This window comes from Burkholderia arboris, from assembly GCF_038723655.1.
Taxonomy (GTDB): domain Bacteria; phylum Pseudomonadota; class Gammaproteobacteria; order Burkholderiales; family Burkholderiaceae; genus Burkholderia; species Burkholderia arboris.
This window is the reverse complement of the sequence record NZ_CP109821.1, coordinates 1023976-1042710: the sequence shown is the minus strand read 5'-3', so window position 1 is coordinate 1042710 and position 18735 is coordinate 1023976. Positions and strand designations below refer to the sequence as shown.

Annotated in this window: 21 protein-coding genes and 4 tRNA genes; 16 read left to right on the top strand and 9 right to left on the bottom strand. The window is 65.6% G+C overall.

Annotated features, from left to right (window positions below):
- Positions 1-68 precede the first annotated feature (68 nt).
- The gene (locus tag OHZ10_RS04960; protein WP_059235564.1) at positions 69-458 is read right to left on the bottom strand and encodes a DUF2946 domain-containing protein; all 390 of its coding nucleotides are present in this window, start codon (positions 456-458) and stop codon (positions 69-71) included.
- A 198-nt stretch (positions 459-656) separates the two neighbouring features.
- On the opposite strand from OHZ10_RS04960, the gene OHZ10_RS04955 reads away from it, so the two are divergent.
- The gene (locus OHZ10_RS04955; protein WP_009690993.1) at positions 657-803 is read left to right on the top strand and encodes a hypothetical protein; all 147 of its coding nucleotides are present in this window, start codon (positions 657-659) and stop codon (positions 801-803) included.
- A 223-nt stretch (positions 804-1026) separates the two neighbouring features.
- Positions 1027-1620, top strand: coding sequence for a chorismate mutase (locus OHZ10_RS04950; RefSeq protein WP_174993453.1), 594 nt, complete (start codon positions 1027-1029; stop codon positions 1618-1620).
- A 28-nt stretch (positions 1621-1648) separates the two neighbouring features.
- Here the strand turns inward: OHZ10_RS04950 and OHZ10_RS04945 are convergent, their stop codons facing one another.
- Both OHZ10_RS04945 and OHZ10_RS04940 read right to left on the bottom strand, forming a co-directional pair.
- The gene (locus OHZ10_RS04945) at positions 1649-2776 is read right to left on the bottom strand and encodes an exonuclease domain-containing protein (protein ID WP_342703816.1); all 1128 of its coding nucleotides are present in this window, start codon (positions 2774-2776) and stop codon (positions 1649-1651) included.
- 141 nt (positions 2777-2917) lie between these two features.
- On the bottom strand, positions 2918-3121 hold the full coding sequence (locus tag OHZ10_RS04940) for a cold-shock protein (protein ID WP_006476615.1): 204 nt from the start codon (positions 3119-3121) through the stop codon (positions 2918-2920).
- 393 nt (positions 3122-3514) lie between these two features.
- Here OHZ10_RS04940 and OHZ10_RS04935 point away from each other — a divergent pair, with 393 nt between their 5' ends.
- Together OHZ10_RS04935 and OHZ10_RS04930 are read left to right on the top strand one after the other, a co-directional pair.
- Positions 3515-3781, top strand: a complete 267-nt coding sequence (locus OHZ10_RS04935; protein WP_256085677.1) for a hypothetical protein — start codon at positions 3515-3517, stop codon at positions 3779-3781.
- A gap of 501 nt (positions 3782-4282) precedes the next feature.
- A complete protein-coding gene (locus OHZ10_RS04930) occupies positions 4283-5434 on the top strand; it encodes a porin (RefSeq protein ID WP_059235572.1) in 1152 nt (383 codons plus the stop codon).
- Between the two features lie 88 nt (positions 5435-5522).
- Here OHZ10_RS04930 and greB read toward each other — a convergent pair whose 3' ends face one another.
- Entirely contained in the window at positions 5523-6086 is a 564-nt protein-coding gene (gene greB, locus OHZ10_RS04925) for a transcription elongation factor GreB (RefSeq protein ID WP_059235573.1), read from the bottom strand.
- 129 nt (positions 6087-6215) lie between these two features.
- Here greB and OHZ10_RS04920 point away from each other — a divergent pair.
- The 3 genes from OHZ10_RS04920 (at position 6216) to OHZ10_RS04910 (ending at position 6575) form a co-directional block, all read left to right on the top strand.
- Positions 6216-6292 (top strand) — tRNA-Arg (locus OHZ10_RS04920).
- A gap of 68 nt (positions 6293-6360) precedes the next feature.
- A tRNA-Arg gene (locus OHZ10_RS04915) sits at positions 6361-6437 on the top strand.
- Positions 6438-6498: 61 nt separating this feature from the next.
- Positions 6499-6575 (top strand) — tRNA-Arg (locus OHZ10_RS04910).
- Between the two features lie 163 nt (positions 6576-6738).
- On the opposite strand, the gene OHZ10_RS04905 is transcribed toward OHZ10_RS04910, so the two are convergent.
- From OHZ10_RS04905 to OHZ10_RS04890, 4 genes are all read right to left on the bottom strand, one after another.
- On the bottom strand, positions 6739-9105 hold the full coding sequence (locus tag OHZ10_RS04905) for a RelA/SpoT family protein (protein WP_059235575.1): 2367 nt from the start codon (positions 9103-9105) through the stop codon (positions 6739-6741).
- A 63-nt stretch (positions 9106-9168) separates the two neighbouring features.
- Positions 9169-9372 (bottom strand): DNA-directed RNA polymerase subunit omega, encoded by a 204-nt coding sequence (rpoZ, locus tag OHZ10_RS04900; RefSeq protein ID WP_006025620.1) that lies wholly within the window; start codon positions 9370-9372, stop codon positions 9169-9171.
- A gap of 58 nt (positions 9373-9430) precedes the next feature.
- Positions 9431-10114: a guanylate kinase gene (gene gmk, locus OHZ10_RS04895; RefSeq protein ID WP_059235577.1), complete on the bottom strand. Its 684-nt coding sequence runs from the start codon at positions 10112-10114 to the stop codon at positions 9431-9433.
- A 6-nt stretch (positions 10115-10120) separates the two neighbouring features.
- Positions 10121-11044 carry a YicC/YloC family endoribonuclease gene (locus tag OHZ10_RS04890; RefSeq protein ID WP_059235579.1) on the bottom strand — a complete coding sequence of 308 codons (924 nt, stop codon included), beginning with the start codon at positions 11042-11044 and terminating at the stop codon, positions 10121-10123.
- Between the two features lie 173 nt (positions 11045-11217).
- On the opposite strand from OHZ10_RS04890, the gene rph reads away from it, so the two are divergent.
- The 9 genes from rph (at position 11218) to OHZ10_RS04845 (ending at position 17646) form a co-directional block, all read left to right on the top strand.
- Positions 11218-11958 (top strand): ribonuclease PH, encoded by a 741-nt coding sequence (gene rph, locus OHZ10_RS04885; protein WP_059235582.1) that lies wholly within the window; start codon positions 11218-11220, stop codon positions 11956-11958.
- Positions 11951-12577, top strand: coding sequence for an RdgB/HAM1 family non-canonical purine NTP pyrophosphatase (gene rdgB / locus OHZ10_RS04880; RefSeq protein WP_059236860.1), 627 nt, complete (start codon positions 11951-11953; stop codon positions 12575-12577). Before rph ends, rdgB begins: the two co-directional genes overlap by 8 nt.
- A gap of 34 nt (positions 12578-12611) precedes the next feature.
- The gene (hemW, locus tag OHZ10_RS04875) at positions 12612-13826 is read left to right on the top strand and encodes a radical SAM family heme chaperone HemW (protein ID WP_059235584.1); all 1215 of its coding nucleotides are present in this window, start codon (positions 12612-12614) and stop codon (positions 13824-13826) included.
- A gap of 44 nt (positions 13827-13870) precedes the next feature.
- Positions 13871-13958: transfer RNA gene (locus OHZ10_RS04870), tRNA-Ser, on the top strand.
- 139 nt (positions 13959-14097) lie between these two features.
- Positions 14098-14493: a hypothetical protein gene (locus tag OHZ10_RS04865; protein ID WP_059235586.1), complete on the top strand. Its 396-nt coding sequence runs from the start codon at positions 14098-14100 to the stop codon at positions 14491-14493.
- 171 nt (positions 14494-14664) lie between these two features.
- A complete protein-coding gene (locus tag OHZ10_RS04860) occupies positions 14665-14958 on the top strand; it encodes a hypothetical protein (RefSeq protein ID WP_059235588.1) in 294 nt (97 codons plus the stop codon).
- A 299-nt stretch (positions 14959-15257) separates the two neighbouring features.
- Positions 15258-15749, top strand: coding sequence for an energy transducer TonB family protein (locus OHZ10_RS04855; protein WP_174994325.1), 492 nt, complete (start codon positions 15258-15260; stop codon positions 15747-15749).
- Between the two features lie 302 nt (positions 15750-16051).
- A complete protein-coding gene (locus OHZ10_RS04850; protein ID WP_174994324.1) occupies positions 16052-17362 on the top strand; it encodes an MFS transporter in 1311 nt (436 codons plus the stop codon).
- Between the two features lie 104 nt (positions 17363-17466).
- The gene (locus OHZ10_RS04845; protein ID WP_059235594.1) at positions 17467-17646 is read left to right on the top strand and encodes a hypothetical protein; all 180 of its coding nucleotides are present in this window, start codon (positions 17467-17469) and stop codon (positions 17644-17646) included.
- Between the two features lie 27 nt (positions 17647-17673).
- Here the strand turns inward: OHZ10_RS04845 and waaC are convergent, their stop codons facing one another.
- Complete coding sequence (waaC, locus tag OHZ10_RS04840; RefSeq protein WP_342703807.1) at positions 17674-18672, bottom strand: lipopolysaccharide heptosyltransferase I; 999 nt, start codon at positions 18670-18672, stop codon at positions 17674-17676.
- Positions 18673-18735 lie beyond the last annotated feature (63 nt).

Genomic DNA, 18735 nt, shown 5'->3' with positions numbered 1-18735 from the left:
GCACGGCGCGACACGCGGACCCGGCCGCGGGCGGCTCGCACGCCACCGGGGCGCGCGGACGACATCAATCAGATCGGGGCGTTTTCAGGCGGGGCGCGCGGCTGCGCGAGACGGATGCCCTTGCGGGGAAAATCGGGAACGGCCGGTGCGGCCACGCGATAGGCGAACGTCCGCACGAAGCCCGGCATCTCGGGCAGGCTCGTGCCGAGCGCGAGGTTCGCCGCAAAGCCGGGGCAGTACACGCAGTGCGGCACGCCGGCATGGTCGAACGACGACGTGCCCGCGTCGCCGCCCGCTTGCGCGAGCACGACCTGGCGCGCACCTGCCGCACTGCACAATTCGAGCGTGAGCGCGCCGGAGCCGCTCGACGCAAGACGCGCGTAGCCGACGACGGGCGACAGTACGTTCAGTACCAGCGCCAGCCATACGAGGCCGATCCATCGCGTCGTTCGTCTCATCGCGGTCCAGGAAAAAGTGCGCGCAAGTATAGCAAGCGACCCGTTCGCTGCCGACTGCGCAGGATGCAATAGCGGCCATCACACCTCGCATCGCAGCGCATGTGCCGTTAATACAACAGAGACAAAATCTAACGATTCGCCACTGGCATAAATCCAAGCGCGAGGTTGATAATCATTGAACCTGCTGGAGAAACGATCATGGACGAAAGACCAACTCGCATGCCACCGCCCGAGCAAGTGATGAGCCCGGATCCGGAACCCGTCGGCGTGGAATTCCTCGCCGAATTGCCCGAACACGTTCGGGCATTCTTCGACGAGCAGCACAAGCTGTACTCGCCGAAGTGAACGACAGTTCGGATCTGTAACCGCCACGTGTCGATCATCGCTATCGTGCGGTTCATCCCTGCGCATCGCGCGCAATTCGCCTCGCACCCGGGCTGCAACAGCCTGACGGTGCCGGATCAGCTCGCCTGCTGATTCTCCTGTCGCGACGCTACGCCGCGCGACTGTCTTCGTCTATCCTTCTGGTTTTCCACGTCCGGCCCGCCCGGCTCTCCCGATCGTTCCGATGAAGCAAGCCATTCGTGCCAGCCTCGCTGTCGCCGCGCTCGGCGTCGCCCTCCTTGCGTCTCCGCATATCGCCCGCGCAGACGGCGACGACACCGCCCTCACCAACATCGTTGCGCTCGCGTCGCAGCGCCTCGCGCTCGCCGAACCGGTCGCACGATGGAAATGGGCAAATCACAAGGCGATCGAGGATCAGCCGCGCGAAGCAGCGCTGCTCACCGCAGTCGAAAAGCGCGCAGGACAGGCCGGCGTCGATCCCGCGTTCGCGCGCACGTTCTTCGAGGATCAGATCACGGCAAGCAAGGACGTGCAGAACGCCCTGTTCGCGACCTGGCGCGCGACGCAGCCGCCGGAAGGCACGCCGCCCGATCTCGCGACCAGCACGCGGCCGGCACTCGACCGTCTGACGCAGAAAATGCTCACGGGTCTCGCACGGGTCGCGCCGCTTCGCGATGCGCCCGATTGCCAGGCGCGGCTCGCGCGCAGCATCGCGAACTGGAAGACGCTCACGCGCTACGATTCCACACAGTCGCAGGCACTCGATACCGCGCTGTCACACGTCTGCTCCGGCGGCGGCGCCAGCGCGATCGGCTGACGCGACGCGGCGTGGATGATGCCGGCGCTCAGTCCGCCGGCGTGAGCGCCGTGAGCGGAATCACTTGCAGACCACGCGCGAGATGCGTCTGCAGCAGACGGTGGGTAAAGGGTTCGAACGCGCCGGCTACTCCGTCGGCCACGAGCCGCGCGGCCGCATCGAGCGATTCCGCCGCGCCGAGATAACGCCAGCCGTCGATCACATGAAACAGATGGCGCTCGCCGTGCGCCTCGAACGCGACAGCGCCTTCGAACGGCCAGGGCGCGCCGCCCGCGCGGGCGGCATCGGCCGCCGGGCGCCGGTTGTACGACGGGCGCAGTTGGGCAATCCATTGCGCTTCGGCGAGCATCGCCCCCAGCTCGTTGCCGGTCTCGCGCCATTCGACGCGCCGCACCTGCTGCGCCAGCCGCATTTCCTTCGACGAGCGGCGCTCGCCGGTCAGCAGCGCGCGCAGCCGCTGCCGCACGCGCACGCTGCGGCCGACATACAGCGCAGCATCCCCTTCTCCGAACAGCGCGTACGCGCCGCATCCCGCCGGCGCGGTATCGAGCCAGGCTTCGGTCAGCTCCCCGCCCAGGCGGAAGTGCCGCGTCGTCAACGCAATCTGGTCGCGCAGCCGCTCGAGCGGCACGATGTCGTGCAGTTGACGCCAGAACTGCCAGAGCAGGTCGGCGTCCGCCAGTGCCCGGTGGCGCGCGGCCGGAACGAGCCCATGCCGTTCTATCAACGCATCGAGCCCGTGCCGCGATTCGCGCGGAAACAACGCGCGCGACAGCCGCACCGTACACAGCACATCGGGATTGAACGCGAAGCCCGCGCGCTCGAATTCGGTGCGCAGGAAACCGCGGTCGAAACTCGCGTTGTGTGCGACGAACAGCTTGCCGTCGAGCCGCTCGAACAGCGCCGGCGCGAGTGACGCGAACGTCGGTGCGTCGCGCACCATCGCATCCGATATGCCCGTCAGTTGCTGGATGAACGGCGGAATCGCCTGCCCCGGATTGACGAGGCTGGTCCACGTCGACACGCCGAGCGGCCCGATTTCGACGACGCCGATTTCGGTGATGCGATGTTCGGCGGACGAGCCGCCGGTGGTTTCAAGGTCGACGAAAACGAGCGGCTGTTCGCTCGCGGGATCGGACGGACGGGAATCGGACATGAAAAGACAGGGAAACGATGCTTCCGTGAGTATGCACCGGCATGCATGCCCGCGGCCAGCCCGGGCCCGAATGTACTGTCCCCGAAAAACGAAAAGCCCCCGCCATGCGGGGGCCAGACGTGATCGGCAATGCGTGGCGCGTCAGACGGCCTGGATATTCGCTGCCTGCTTGCCTTTCGGCCCGACTTTGACGTCGAACGAAACACGCTGGTTTTCCTTCAGCGTCTTGAAGCCGTCCATGCGGATTTCGGAAAAGTGCGCAAACAAATCTTCACCACCATTGTCCGACGTAATAAAACCAAAACCTTTAGCATCGTTAAACCATTTCACGATACCGGTATCCATGTCTTCGTTCCCCACTCGATTAGATCAAAAAAGCTATTTTTATAGCCGTTTCCCGAAATCCCGAAACATTGCGCCAGCACCCGCACCAGCACGCCGCCCGAGGACGGAGTGGTGACTTTATAAATTGGACAATCCGGGTGCGTCAAGAAAATTTTTAACGATAGTTTTATCAAAAGGACGCTAATACCACTGGAATCGGTACACCATCGCCTTTGATTAATTGATTCACCTGAAAAACCTGTCAATATTACCGGGATCAGATTGTCAATAATCGCAGGTATGAAATTCCTACCGGGGACAAATCAACCCGGTAAATTCATCGGGTTTTTTCCGGGTTGCGGAAACCCGGGGACATTGCGATGCTGACTCAACGCCGAAAGGAAGGAGAAGGTCATGTGGCTGGACGGAATCAAGCGCTTCGCGAGCCGCTTCGGACGCGTACGCCGCAAGTCCCGCGCCCTGACCGAGTCCGCTCGCGAGGCGCCGTGCGACAGCGAATTCGATACGACGTGGCACGGCGATCATTGGCAGAACCTGCTCGCATCGCCCCTGGATGCCCGTCACTACGTGATGGAAGACTGGACCTACACGCCGCCGCCGGTCGAAGCAGAGGAAGCCGCGCCTGCGGCCAAGCGCAAGCGGCGCTCGTACACGCAATAGCGCACGGAAAGCGGGGCAAAAAAAAAGCGCGACTGGGAAGTCGCGCCGACAAAGGTTTGGAGATCTTTTCCGTCAACGAAAAAGTCTGCTTCGGAAAGCAGAGATCGCAGTATAGCGAGAGAACAACCTTTCATTATCCATGCTCCACACAAACCTCTATTGCCGATGTGTCAATAATCGCGCTAGGGGCACCCCTGCCTGCTGCTGACCACCTGTCGCAATCGCGCAACGCCCGTTACGTAGTCCTGATCGCCCCATTCTTCCGCTGCACTGCCGCAAAGCCTTGACAGGCAATCGTTTGCGCGATTTTTTCGATCTTTGCGGATTCCAAAATACATTATTGCTTAAAGCGCGAACCGTCCCCACTCCGCGCACTCCGTACACTGCAGATGGCTTTCCGATAAGCGCACCGCCGTTCTGCCGGACCGGCTGCAGCGTCAAGCAAAACACGGCCAGTCCACCGCAGGTTCGATCGATATCATCCTGTTTGGAGACAGATCCATGAAAAAAACCCTGATCTTCACCGCGTTGTCGGGTGTAATCGTTACCGCAGCACATGCTCAAAGCAGCGTCACGCTGTACGGCCTGATCGACGCCGGCATCACCTACACCAACAACCAGGGCGGCCACAGCTCGTGGTCGGAACGCAGTGGCCAGATCAACGGCAGCCGCTGGGGCCTGCGCGGCACGGAAGATCTCGGCGGCGGCCTGAAAGCGATCTTCGTGTTGGAAAACGGCTTCAACATCGCCAACGGCACGCTCGGCCAGAATGGCCGCGAATTCGGCCGCCAGGCGTTCGTCGGCCTGTCGCACGACCAGCTCGGCGCCGTGACCCTCGGTCGCCAGTACGATAGCGTCGTCGACTACATCGGGCCGCTGTCGCTGACCGGTACCCAATTTGGCGGCACCCAGTTTGCCCACCCGTTCGATAACGACAACCTGAACAATTCGTTCCGGATCAATAACGCCGTCAAGTATACGAGCGTCAATTACGGCGGCCTGAAGTTCGGCGCGTTGTACGGCTTCTCGAACAGCAACCAGTTCTCAAACAATCGCGCATACAGCGCGGGCGTGTCGTACACCTACGCCGGCTTCAATATCGGCGCCGGCTACCTGCAGTTGAACAATGACATTTCGGGCCTCACGTCGGCTGCGGTCACCAACAGCGGCGGCGCGGTGGCAGGTGACAACACGTTCGTCGGCAAGCGTCAGCGCGTGTTCGGCGGCGGCCTGAACTACACGTTCGGCCCGGCAACGGCCGGCTTCGTGTTCACGCAATCGCGCGTGAACCGGGCGCTCGGCATCTCTGCGGGTGCCTCGGGCGTGTCGAGCGGCCTGGGTCTCGACGGCACGTTTGCCCGCTTCAACAACTACGAAGTGAACGCACGCTACGCGCTCACGCCGGCCTTGTCGCTGGCCGGGTCGTACACGTACACCGCGGGCTTCCTGGACGGCCGTCATCCGGGCTGGAATCAGTTCAACCTGCAGACCGACTACGCGCTGTCCAAGCGGACCGACGTGTACGTGCAAGGCGTGTATCAGCGCGTCAGCACGGACGGCCTGGGCATCGGTGCCTATGTCAATGGCCTCGGTGGCGCGTCGTCGACCAACAAGCAGATCGCGGTCACGGCCGGCCTGCGCCATCGCTTCTGAGCAACCGGCAACTCCACCGTACGCCGGAAGAAAAAAAGCGCCCCACCGGGGCGCTTTTTCTTTACCGCACCACCGGGCCGGCTGTCGCTCAGGCGTCGCTCCGCGCCGGATACCGGACGTCGAGGATGTCGATCGGCTGCGGGCCGGCCGGCGTCATCAGCGTGACGGTATCGCCGATCCTTGCCTTGATCAGCGCGCGGGCGACCGGCGAAATCCAGCTGACGCAGCCGCGGTCGAGATCGACCTCGTCGATGCCGACGATCGTCACCGTGTGATCCTCGCCGTCCGGCGTCTCGTAATCGACCGTTGCGCCGAAGAACACCTGGTCGACATTCTCCTGCCGGCTCGCGTCGACGACTTCGGCGAGATCGAGCCGCTTCGTCAGGAAGCGGATGCGGCGATCGATCTCGCGCAGCCGCCGCTTGCCGTAGATGTAGTCGCCGTTCTCCGACCGGTCGCCATTCGACGCGGCCCACGACACGAGCCGCACGACCTCGGGACGCTCGACGTCGATCAGGTTCAGCAGCTCGTCGCGCAGCCGCTTGTGACCGGCCGGCGTGATGTAGTTCTTCGAGCCCGCAGGAATCGCGGGTTGAGCCTGGTCGAGATCGTCGTCGTCGCCGTCCGACTCTTTGACAAACGCCTTGTTCATGATGCGGATTCAACATGGATGACTGATGCTCCAAGGGTACACGAAGGGCGCCCCGGCAAGGTCATGGCACCTAATTCGCGAATAAGGCTTCCCTTTTTATACAACCCTGCTATACTTCCGCTTCTGCGTGCGGCTGTAGCTCAGTTGGATAGAGTACTTGGCTACGAACCAAGGGGTCGTGGGTTCGAATCCTGCCAGCCGCGCCACTTTTTTCGAGGGCCTTCCGAATCGAAGGCCCTTTCAGTTCGAAGCAGTAGAAGTCTTGTTTTTGCGTGCGGCTGTAGCTCAGTTGGATAGAGTACTTGGCTACGAACCAAGGGGTCGTGGGTTCGAATCCTGCCAGCCGCGCCACTTTTTTGGGGGCCTTCCCATCGCAGAAGGTTCCGACAGTTGAAGCAGTACCGTTTTGCGTGCGGCTGTAGCTCAGTTGGATAGAGTACTTGGCTACGAACCAAGGGGTCGTGGGTTCGAATCCTGCCAGCCGCGCCACCTTAAAAGGGCTTTCCTCCGGGAAAGCCCTTTTTCTTTTCCGCCCCCCTTCCCTCGCTCGCACCATCGCACCGCCCCGGCGGCGGCGCACACTCGTTGCACGGCGCCAATGAAAACGGCGGCCACTGGCCGCCGTCGATCAATTGCCCGCTCGCGCGCGGCGTCAATAATCCTGCCGCTCGCGCTCGATACGCATGCCGCCGTCGTGGCGCGCATGCGCGCCGTCGTCGGTCGAGCGCTCGCGCATGATCCGCATCACGTCCGGATTGGTTCTCACGCGCCGCATCACGTTCGCGAGATGCACGCGGTCGCTGACCTGGATCACGAAGCGCAGCACCGTCGATTCGTGCGTCAGATCCTCGTCCATCGCGATATGCACGATGTTCGCGTCGGCCGACGTGATGTCCGCCGCGACGCGTGCGAAGATGCCCTTCGTGTTCTTCACGAGCGCCTTCACCGCGACATCGAACAGGCGGCCCGGTTGCGGCGCCCATTCGACGTCGATCCAGCGGCCCGGATCGCGGCGATGGATACGCTGCGCGACACGGCAATCGGTCGTATGAATCGCCATGCCCAGGCCGATGCCGATGTAGCCCATGATCGCGTCGCCCGGGATCGGCCGGCAGCATGCCGACAACTGCACGGACATCCCTTCGGTGCCGGTAATCACGACCGGCGGCGCATGATGCGCGGGATGCCGCTCGGACTTCGGCAGATCGTCGTCCGCGTCGCGGCCGCTCATCAACACCTCGATGCGCTTGGCCATCACCGCGGCCACGCGGCGGCCGAGGCCGATATCCGCGAAGATTTCCTGACGGCTCTTGTTGCCCGTCCACTGCACGAGCTTCTCCCACACTTCCGGCTCGACATCGGCCAGCGCGAGGCCATAGCCCTTCAGGCTCTGGTCGACGAGCCGCTCGCCCAGCTGCACCGACTCGTTCAGGCGCATCGTCTTCAGGTAATGGCGGATCGCCGAACGGGCCTTGCCGGTCCGCACGAAGCCGAGCCATGCGGGGTTCGGCTTCGAATACGGCGCGGTGATCACCTCGACGATGTCGCCGCTCTTCAGCTCGGTGCGCAGTGGCAGCAGCTCGTTGTTGATCTTCACGGCCACGCACTGGTTGCCGAGATCGCTGTGGATCGAATACGCGAAATCGAGCGCCGTCGCGCCGCGCGGCAGCGCCATGATCTTCGACTTCGGCGTGAACACGTAGACCGCGTCGGGGAACAGGTCGATCTTCACGTGCTCGAGGAATTCGCTCGAATCGCCGGCTTCGCTCTGGATGTCGAGCAGCGATTTCAGCCACTGGTGCGCGCGCTTTTGCACGTCACTGAGATCCGCGCTGCCGTTCTTGTACAGCCAGTGCGCGGCGACTCCCGCCTCGGCGATCTCGTGCATCTTGCGCGTGCGCACCTGGAACTCGATCGGCGCGCCGAACGGGCCGACGAGCGTGGTGTGCAGCGACTGATAGCCGTTGATCTTCGGGATCGCGATGTAGTCTTTGAACTTGCCGGGCACCGGCTTGTACAGCGCGTGCAATGCGCCGATGCACGTGTAGCAGTCGAGCGGGCTGTCGACGACAACGCGGAAACCGTACACGTCGAGCACCTGCGAGAACGACAGCTGCTTGTCGCGCATCTTGCGATAGACGCTGTAGATGGTCTTCTCGCGGCCGGTGATTTCGGCGTCGATCTTCGCGTCGGCCATCGCGCGCTGCGCGGCCTCGAGGATCTTGCTGATCACTTCGCGGCGGTTGCCGCGCGCGGCCTTCACGGCCTTCTCGAGCGTCGCGTAGCGATGCGGGTTGAAGTTCGCGAAGCTCATGTCCTGCAGCTCGCGATACGTGTTGTTCAACCCGAGCCGGTGCGCGATCGGCGCGTAGATGTCGAGCGTCTCGCGCGCGACGCGGCGGCGCTTTTCCATCGGCACCGCGCCGAGCGTGCGCATGTTGTGCAGGCGGTCGGCGAGCTTGACGAGAATGACGCGCACGTCGCGTGCCATCGCGAGCAGCATCTTGCGGAAGTTTTCCGCCTGCGCTTCCTCGCGACTGCGGAATTCCATCTTGTCGAGCTTGGACAGGCCGTCGACCAGTTCGGCGACCTTCGGGCCGAACCGCTCGGCCAGCTCGTTCTTGGTCACGCCCTGGTCTTCCATCACGTCGTGCAGCAACGCGGCCATCACGGCCTGCGCGTCGAGCTTCCAGCCGGCGCAGATTTCCGCGACGGCGACGGGATGGGTGATGTAGGGCTCGCCGCTCTGGCGATATTGACCGAGGTGGGCTTCGTCACTGAAGTGGAACGCCGCCTTGACCTCTTTGATTTCGTCCGGGGCGAGATACTCGGCAAGTACGGTCGTCAGTTTCGCGATCGAAACGACGCCGTGCTTGCGCGGCTGCTCCGGAGTGGCGGTCGGCCCGAACAGATGCCGAAAGGACTGTTCGAGGACCGCGTCGATGTACTGGCGCGCAGGCGACTGGGCCGTGGCTTCGGTGGTCGAATCCGCGGAGGCGGACGATGGGGTGGTGCTCATATTCGCCTCCAGGTCGAGTCGTTGCGCGCGTGGATTACATGGCTGGAACGGGCCGGATGCGCGTTACACCGGCACCTTCTTCAGCATCTCGACGCCGACCTGGCCGGCAGCGATTTCGCGCAGCGCGACGACGGTCGGCTTGTCGCGGCTTTCGATCTTCGGCGTATGGCCTTGCGCGAGCTGCCGCGCGCGGTAGGTGGCGGCGAGCGCCAGTTCGAAGCGGTTCGGGATTTGCTTCAGGCAGTCTTCGACGGTAATGCGAGCCATGTTGGTAATTCCTTCTGAATATAGTCGTTATTCTACCTTATGTCCCTCGGCCCCCGCGTCATTCCGCGTGGGGCAGATGGATGCCGAGCTCGATGAACAGCTCGGTGTGTCGCGCGTACTGCGAAGCGAAGCGCAGGCGCGTCGCCGCGACGATGCATTCGAGCTCTGCGAGCGCACGCTCGAAATTCTCGTTGATCACCACGTATTCCGCTTCCGACGCGTGCGCGATCTCGCTGCCGGCAGCCAGCAAGCGCCGCGTGATCACGTTCGGCTCGTCCTGGCCGCGCTTCTTCAGACGTTCCTCGAGCGCATCGAGCGACGGCGGCAGGATGAAGATGCCGACCGCGTTGCGGAACTGCTTCTTCACCTGCAGTGCGCCCTGCCAGTCGATTTCGAGCAGCACGTCGTGGCCGTTCTTCATCTGCTCTTCGATCCAGACGCGCGACGTGCCGTAATAGTTGCCGTGCACTTCCGCGCTCTCGAGGAATTCGTGCGCCGCGTGACGCGTGCGGAAATCGTCGACGGTCGTGAAGTGATAGTGCTGGCCGTCCTGTTCGCCCGGGCGCGGCTTGCGCGTCGTGTACGAAATCGACAGGCAGATGTCGCTGTCCTTCGACAGCAGCGCATTCACGAGCGTCGACTTGCCGGCGCCCGACGGCGCGACGACCATGAACAGGTTGCCGGGATAGACGCCGCCGTGCAGCGAATGCGACGCGTGGCCGTCGCGGGTGGATTCGGTCATGATGCTTTACTCCAGGTTTTGCACTTGCTCTCGCATCTGCTCGATCAACAGCTTGAGCGCCATCGATGCGTCGGCCAGCTCCTTCGCCGCCGCCTTCGAGCCGAGCGTGTTTGCTTCTCGATTCAGTTCCTGCATCATGAAGTCGAGACGCTTGCCGACGCGGCCGCCCTTCTCGATCACGTGACGCGTTTCGTTCAGGTGCGCGGTGAGACGCGACAGTTCTTCCGCGATGTCGATCCGGATCCCGTACATCGTCACTTCCTGACGAATGCGTTCCGCGGCTTCCTCGCGCGTGACGATCGCCGCGCTGCCTTCGGGCGCTGCAATGCCGAGCGCTTCCTGCAGCCGTTCGACGATCTTCTGCTGATGCTTCGCGATCAGCTCCGGCACGAGCGGCGTGATGCGCGCGACGATCGCTTCCATCTCGGTGACGTTCGACAGCAGCATCGCCGCCAGTTGCGCGCCTTCGCGCGAACGCACGACGACGAGCTCGCCGATCGCTTCCTTGCCGCACGCGAGCACCGCATCGCGGATCGCTTCCGCCGACACGCCGCTCTCGGCCAGCACGCCCGGCCAGCGCAGGATTTCGCCCGCGCGCAGGCGGCCGACGCCCGGGAACGAGTCGAGCACCGCGCGCTCGAGATCGGCAAGCTGGCCGAGCGCCGACTGGTTCAGCGCGCCCGCGCCGATGCTCTGCTCGCCGCGCTGCAGGTTGATGCGCACGTCGACCTTGCCGCGCGACAGCTTGTTCATCAGCATTTCGCGCAGCGCGGGTTCGCACGCGCGCACGTCGTCCGGCATCCGGAAATTGAGGTCGAGGAAGCGCGAGTTCACGGTGCGCAGTTCGACCGACACGCTGGTGCCGCCGTTGCCGGTGGCCGTTGCGAGTTCGCGCGTCGCGTTCGCGTAGCCCGTCATGCTGTAGATCATGGTTCGTCTCGCCGTCTGGGTGCCCTCGCGGGCAGGGATATGTCGAGGCGCCCGGCGCATCGGAAAGCGCGGGGCGGGAAGCGCGCATTATCCCATTTTTGCGGACCACCCCGCCGGGCACGCCCGCCGTTCGGCGCTAAAATCGGGGTTTCCTCTCCTTCCGCGATTTCCCCATGACGTCTTCCGTTTCCCGCCCGAGCGGCCGCCGCGCCGACGAACTGCGCAAGGTCGCCCTCACGCGCCACTACACGAAACACGCCGAAGGCTCGGTCCTGGTCGAATTCGGCGACACCAAGGTGCTCTGCACCGCGAGCGTCTCCGAACGCGTGCCCGACTTCCTGCGCGACCGCGGGCAAGGCTGGCTGACCGCCGAATACGGGATGCTGCCCCGCGCGACGCACACGCGCAGCGACCGTGAAGCCGCGCGCGGCAAGCAGACGGGCCGCACGCAGGAAATTCAGCGCCTGATCGGCCGCGCGCTGCGCGCGGTGTTCGATCTCGAGGCGCTCGGCCCGCGCACGATCCACATCGACTGCGACGTGATCCAGGCCGACGGCGGCACGCGTACGGCGAGCATCACCGGCGCCTTCGTCGCCGCCCACGACGCCGTGTCGAAGCTGATCGCGGCCGGCAAGCTCGCGCGCTCGCCGATCACCGACCACGTCGCCGCGATCTCGGTCGGCGTGTACGAAGGCGCGCCGGTGCTCGACCTCGATTACGCGGAAGATTCGCAGTGCGACACCGACATGAACGTCGTGATGACGGGCGCCGGCGGTTTCGTCGAAGTCCAGGGCACGGCCGAAGGCGTGCCGTTCTCGCGCGCCGAGATGAACGCGCTGCTCGACCTCGCGCAGGGCGGGATCGCCGCGCTCGTGCAGCTGCAGAAGGACGTCCTGGGCGCCGACCATGCCTGACGATCGCACCCTCGCGCCGCTGTCGCGCATCGTTCTCGCGTCGAACAATCCCGGCAAGCTGCGCGAATTCACCGCGCTGTTCTCGACGGTCGGCATCGAGATCGTCCCGCAGGGCGACCTCGCCGTGCCCGAAGCGGAAGAGCCGTTCGGCACGTTCATCGAGAACGCGCTGACGAAGGCGCGTCACGCGTCGCGCCTCACCGGGCTGCCGGCGATCGCCGACGATTCGGGCCTGTGCGTGCGCGTGCTGCGCGGCGCGCCGGGCGTCTATTCGGCGCGCTACGCGCAGCGCGCGGGCCGCGACAAGGGCGACGCGGCGAACAACGCGTATCTCGTCGAGCAGCTGCGCGGCGTCGACGACCGGCGCGCATACTATTGCTGCGTGCTCGCGTTGGTGCGCCACGTGGACGATCCCGAACCGCTGTTCGCCGAAGGCCGCTGGGCCGGCGAGATCGTCGACACGCCGCGCGGCGAGCACGGATTCGGCTACGACCCGTATTTCTACCTGCCGGCGCTCGGCGCGACGGCCGCGGAACTCGATCCGGCCGTGAAGAACACGCACAGCCATCGCGCGCTGGCGCTGAAGGCGCTGCTGGCGCGGCTCGCGGAGGAAGCATGAGCGTGCCCGATACCCGTTCGCTCCAGGGGGGTGCATGAGCCAGGCTGCGGAAACCGGCGCGCGCGTCGTCGCGACCTTCACGTCGCCCGGCCAGGTACGGCTCACGTCGCTGCCGCCGCTCGCGCTGTACGTGCATTTCCCGTGGTGCGTGCGCAAGTGCCCGTACTGCGATTTCAACTCGCACGAATGGAAAGGCGAACGGTTTCCGGAAACCGAGTACCTCGACGCGCTGCGTGCCGATCTCGAGCAGGCGCTGCCGCTCGTCTGGGGGCGGCAGGTGCATACCGTGTTCATCGGCGGCGGCACGCCGAGCCTGCTGTCGGCGGCCGGCCTCGACCGGATGCTGTCCGACGTGCGCGCGCTGCTGCCGCTCGACGCCGACGCCGAGATCACGCTCGAGGCGAATCCGGGCACGTTCGAAGCCGCGAAGTTCGCGCAGTTCCGCGCGAGCGGCGTGAACCGCCTGTCGGTCGGCATCCAGAGCTTCAACGAAACGCACCTGAAGGCGCTCGGCCGGATTCACGACACCGCGCAGGCGCGCGCGGCCGTCGAGATCGCCGCGAAGAACTTCGACAACTTCAACCTCGACCTGATGTTCGCGCTGCCGAACCAGACGCTCGACGAATGCCGCACCGACATCGAGACCGCGCTGTCGTTCGCGCCGCCGCATCTGTCGCTTTACCACCTGACGCTCGAGCCGAATACGCTGTTCGCGAAGTTCCCGCCGGTCGTCCCCGACGACGACGCGTCGGCCGACATGCAGGAATGGATTCATGCGCGCACGGCCGAAGCCGGCTACGGGCGCTACGAAGTGTCCGCGTATGCGAAGCCGAATCATCAGTGCAAGCACAACCTGAACTACTGGCGTTTCGGCGACTATCTCGGGATCGGTGCGGGCGCACACACGAAGCTGTCGTTCCCGAACCGGATCCTGCGGCAGGCGCGCCACAAGCATCCGGCCACCTTCATCGAGCAGGCGAAGGCCGGCAACGCCGTGCAGGAAGAGCGTGAAGTCGGTGCGCGCGACCTGCCGTTCGAGTTCATGCTGAACACGCTGCGGCTCGTCGAGGGTTTCCCGGTGCACAGCTTCGCCGAACGCACGGGCCTGCCGATGAGCACGATCGAGCCGGCGCTGAAGGAAGCGGAGCGACGCGGGCTGATCACGCGCGATTTCACGCAGATCGCGCCGACGCCGCTCGGCCAGCGTTTCCTCAACGACCTGCAGGAATTGTTCCTGCGCGACGATTGAAGGCATGAGCGAGGCGGCATTTCGGTTACAATGCCGCCTCGTGTGGAAGCGTGGCCGAGCGGTTTAAGGCACCGGTCTTGAAAACCGGCGACGGGAAACTGTCCGTGAGTTCGAATCTCACCGCTTCCGCCAGGAAGCACACCCAACCCCGTCCATTTGCAGAATGACGGGGTTTTTGTTTATCCGTGCGCCTTCCCCGCACGTTCCGACGCGCCGCGCCGGATCCCGTTACAATCCCGCGCTCCGATTCGCGAAACGGGAAATCCACGTCATGAAGCCCTTCATCGTCTCGTCGCTCGTCGCCGTGCTGGCCGCTGTCAGCACGCATGCAGCGGCCGACACCGCCTCCGGCAGCGACGCGCCGGCGTCATGCGCGATTGCATACGTGACCGGCGTCGGCGGTTCGCCGCGCGGCCTGAGCGAATATCTCGCGAGCCCGTCACCCTACAACTACCTGAAGGACAACGAGCTCCAGTGCAAGGTGGCGGACGACGGACGCACGTCGAACTGCACCGGCGTGACCTACCTGCGGAACGAACAGGTCAGCGTGTACGACGATTCCGACCCGGCGACGCTGAGCGTCGTTGCGCGCGTGGAACTCGACCACGGCCAGAAGTATCCGGTGATCGTCGTCGTGCAGCGCAAGGACGCACGCTGCAAGCAATGATGCCGCCGCGCGCGTAGCCGTCAGTCGGGACGGAACGCGCGACCGTACCGCGCCGGACGCCTCCCGGCCCGCCCCGCCATCGCCTAGAATTCGTTCAACACGGCGACACAAACGCCGCCGCGTACTCGATGCCGCACGCGCCACCCCTGCGCGCGGCACACGGAGATCGCCATGACCGAACTGCCGAGCGCGACGGAACACGTCGATTACGAAGGCTTCGAGATCCATGTCGTGCCGGCCGCCGTGCCCGGCAGCGACACCCGCTACACCTACACCGGCTACGTGTGCCATCCGGGCGTGAATCCCGCACTGCCCGACCACGCGGTGCCGTTCCACGCGGACGGCGAAGAAAGCTTCGCGAGCCTCGACGAGGCGGTGCACGAGGCCGTGCACATCGGCAAGAGCATCATCGACGGTACGCACCCCGACCTGTCGGTCCTGTCGCTCGTGACGCACGGCTTCTGACGCGCACGGGCGGCATCGCTTGCAGTCGCGTGTGCGGCTGGCCGCGGTGCCGCATCGGCAGGCCGTCACGCACCGCCGGACGATCGCCGCATGCCGCACCTTTCAACCGTGCAACAACCCGCGCCCGCAGAGCACGCTGTCGCATGTCACGCCACGTCACGTCGCGATGTGCGATGCAGCACGCGGCCGTCATCATCAGCGATCGCCGCGCCCGGTGTCGCGCGCTATGCGTTTCCCCCCATGTCGTCTCGCGTCGGTGCGCCTATCATTTTTTTATCGTCCCTCCTGGCCATCTCCTCATGCCCGCCCTTCTCCGTCCGCGCGTCGACCGGCTGCGCATTGCTGCGCTGGCCGTCGCCGCCCTGCTTGCCGCGTGCACGATCACGCCCCCCGCGTCGCTACACTCGGTCCTGACGATTCCTTCGATCACGCGCAGCGGGAGCCTCGACCAGTATCGCGTCGAGGTCGCGAATCGTATCGCCGCACGCAATCCGTCCGGCATGCTGCACGGCACGCCGCAAGCGATGCTTCGTTCGCTCGTCGTCGTGTCCTTCACCGTCGACGGCAGCGGCCGCCTCGTCAACGCGTCCGTTTATCGCAGCAACGGCGACAGCGAAGCGGAAACGCTCGCGCTCGCGTCGCTGCGCCGCTCGGCGCCGCTGCCGGCGCCGCCGTCGCGCCTGCTCGACGGCAACGGCCGGCTCGAATTGATGGAAGGCTGGCTCTTCAACGACGACGGTCACTTCCAGCTGCAAAGCACTGCGTCCGCGCAGGCGCAATCGATCGACTGACGCGCCGCCGCCGCGCGATTGCCGGTGTACGGCGGCGCTGGCTATAATTTTCCGCAATCGCGCAGCCATCACGCCGCGCGTGCGCTCGCGCGCCCCACCCGGCATGCGAGCCGACCACGCCGGCACCGGGCGGCGGCGACGTACCCGTCTCCATCGTCGACCGGCGGGTGACGTCCGCGCCACGGTACGCGCTCACGCCGCCACCGCGTCATCCGCATCATCCGCTCGGCTGCTCCCGGCAGGCGTTTGCCTGCCTGACCGCACGCTCAGCCGACCGCCCCAACGACAAAACGGAGACATCCATGTCCGCATCCCCCCCGACCGTTGCTCACGCAACCGGTTCGGCCGGCGCCGTCAGCCACCGGCGCATCGTGTTCGCGAGCTTCATCGGCACCGCGATCGAGTTCTACGATTTCTACGTGTACGCGACGGCCGCCGCGCTCGTCATCGGCCCCGTGTTCTTCCCGCATGGTTCCGCGACCGCACAGGCGCTGTCCGCGTTCGTCACGTTCGGCATCGCGTTCATCGCGCGCCCGATCGGCTCGTTCCTGTTCGGGCACTTCGGCGACCGCATCGGCCGCAAGTCGACGCTCGTCGCGTCTCTGCTCGTGATGGGTGTGTCCACCACCGCAATCGGCTTCGTGCCGGGCTACGACGCGATCGGCGCGCTCGCGCCGGTGCTGCTGTGCGTGCTGCGCTTCGGCCAGGGGATCGGCCTCGGCGGCGAATGGGGCGGCGCAGCGTTGCTCGCGACCGAGCACGCGCCGCAGGGCAAGCGCGGCTGGTTCGGGATGTTCCCGCAGCTCGGGCCGTCGGTCGGCTTCCTGATGTCGAACGGCCTGTTCTTCGCCCTGGCGCTGTCGCTGTCCGACGAGCAGTTCCGCAGCTGGGGCTGGCGCATCCCGTTCCTCGTCAGCGCGGTGCTCGTCGCGCTCGGCCTGTATGTGCGGCTCAAGATCACCGAGACGCCCGCGTTCCAGGCCGCGCTCGACCGCAACGAGCGCGTGCGCGTGCCGGTCGCGACGCTCGTGACGCAGCACTGGCAGCCGACGCTGCTCGGCGCGCTCGCAATGGTCGTCTGCTACACGCTGTTCTACATCTCGACGGTGTTCTCGCTGTCGTACGGCGTGTCGGCACTGCATATTCCGCGCCAGAGCTTCCTCGGCCTGCTGTGCCTGGCCGTCGTGTTCATGGGGCTCGCGACGCCGCTTTCCGCATGGGCGTCGGACCGCTTCGGCCGCAAGCCGGTGCTCATCGTCGGCGCGATCGCCGCGCTGCTGTCGGGTTTCGCGATGGAGCCGCTGCTCGGCAGCGGCTCGATGCCGCTCGTCGCGCTGTTCCTCACGATCGAGCTGTTCCTGATGGGTGTGACGTTCGCCCCGATGGGCGCGCTGCTGCCGGAACTGTTCCCGACCAACGTCCGCTATACGGGCGCGGGCGTCGCATACAACCTCGGCGGGATCCTCGGCGCGTCGATCGCACCGTACATCGCGCAGTTGCTGGCGGCGCGCGGCGGGCTGTCGTGGGTGGGTGGCTATGTCTCGGTCGCGGCGGCGATCAGCCTGATCGGCGTGCTGCTGATGCGCGAAACGCGCGACGCGTCGCTCGTCTGAACCTCCGGGGCGACCCGGGTTGTGCGGCGGCCGGCGCTGCCTATACTCGATCCTGGGCGCGCCGCTGCGCGCCCGGGGATCTCGCCCCGACAGGAGCCGCCGCCATGAACATCCGCCTCGGCAATGCCGATCTCATCCTGATCCTCGCGCTCGCGCTGGGCGGCGCCTTGCTGCTCGCGCTGCGGTTCCGGCCGAAGACATGGCGCGGCCTCTTGTTCGAGGCGCTGCTGGCGAATCTGGCGGCAATCGCCGCCGTCGTCACGGTCGAGGTGCTGCTCGCCTGAACCCGGCCCCGCCTGCGGTGCGTTGCGTCAGGCGGACAGCCGCGCGCGCAGCGCGCCGTAGGCCGGGCCGACCGCATCGATCGCGTCCACCGCCTCATCGACGGTCGGCATCGCGCCCGGCTCGCCGATCGACAGCGCATTCGGCGCGCCGCCGATGCCGCAATGGTGGCGCGACGTCGCGACGAAAATCATCACGGTCGGCCGCTGCAGCGCGTGCGCCATGTGTACGAACCCCGTATCGACCCCCACCACGAGCGCGGCCCGGCCCAGCGTCGCGCCAAGCTCACGCACTGTCATCGCCGGTAACACGAGCGCGCCCGGCGCACGGGCGGCGATGTCCTGCGCATCGTCGTGCTCGGCCGCCGATCCCCACGGCAACAGCACGCGCACGCCGCGCGCCATCATCTGCGTGGCAAGCGCGGCCCAGTGATCGGCCGGCCATTTCTTGTCGGGGTTGGACGTCGCGTGGAACAGCAGCATGAACGGCGCGCCGTCGGTCACGGCGGGCGGCAGGCTCACGCCCTGCGGCGGTACGATGCCATAGGCGGCGAGACCTTCAGGCCGGTAGCCGAGCGCTTCGCCGGCGCTCACGCGCATGCCGTGCCACGCATCGCAGTCCGGCCGCGGGCCGAAACGATGCGAATACGCGAAACGCGCGCCCGTTTCGCCGAGATCCTGGGTCTGGTAGCCGACACGGCGCGCCGCACGCGCCAGCGCCGAAATGATCGCGCTCTTGTACACGCCATGCAGGTCGATGACCGCATCGTAGCGATGCGCCCGCAACGCGCCGATCGACGCCGAAATCGCCTTCAGGTCGCCGGCGTTGCGGAGCTTCTTGAAGCGGCGCAGCGGCGCGCACAGCACGGCGCTCACGCCCGGATGCCAGCGCACGACCTCGGCACACGACTCGTCCACGGCCCAGTCGACCGTCACGCCGGGAAAGGCGCAATGCAGATCCGCGACGACGGGCAGCGTCTGGACGACGTCGCCGAGCGACGTCACTTTCACGATGAGGATGCGTTTCACGTTTGCGGGGAAGAGCCAGCCATTTGGGGATGCTAACGACGGATGCCCGTCGCGAGCATTACT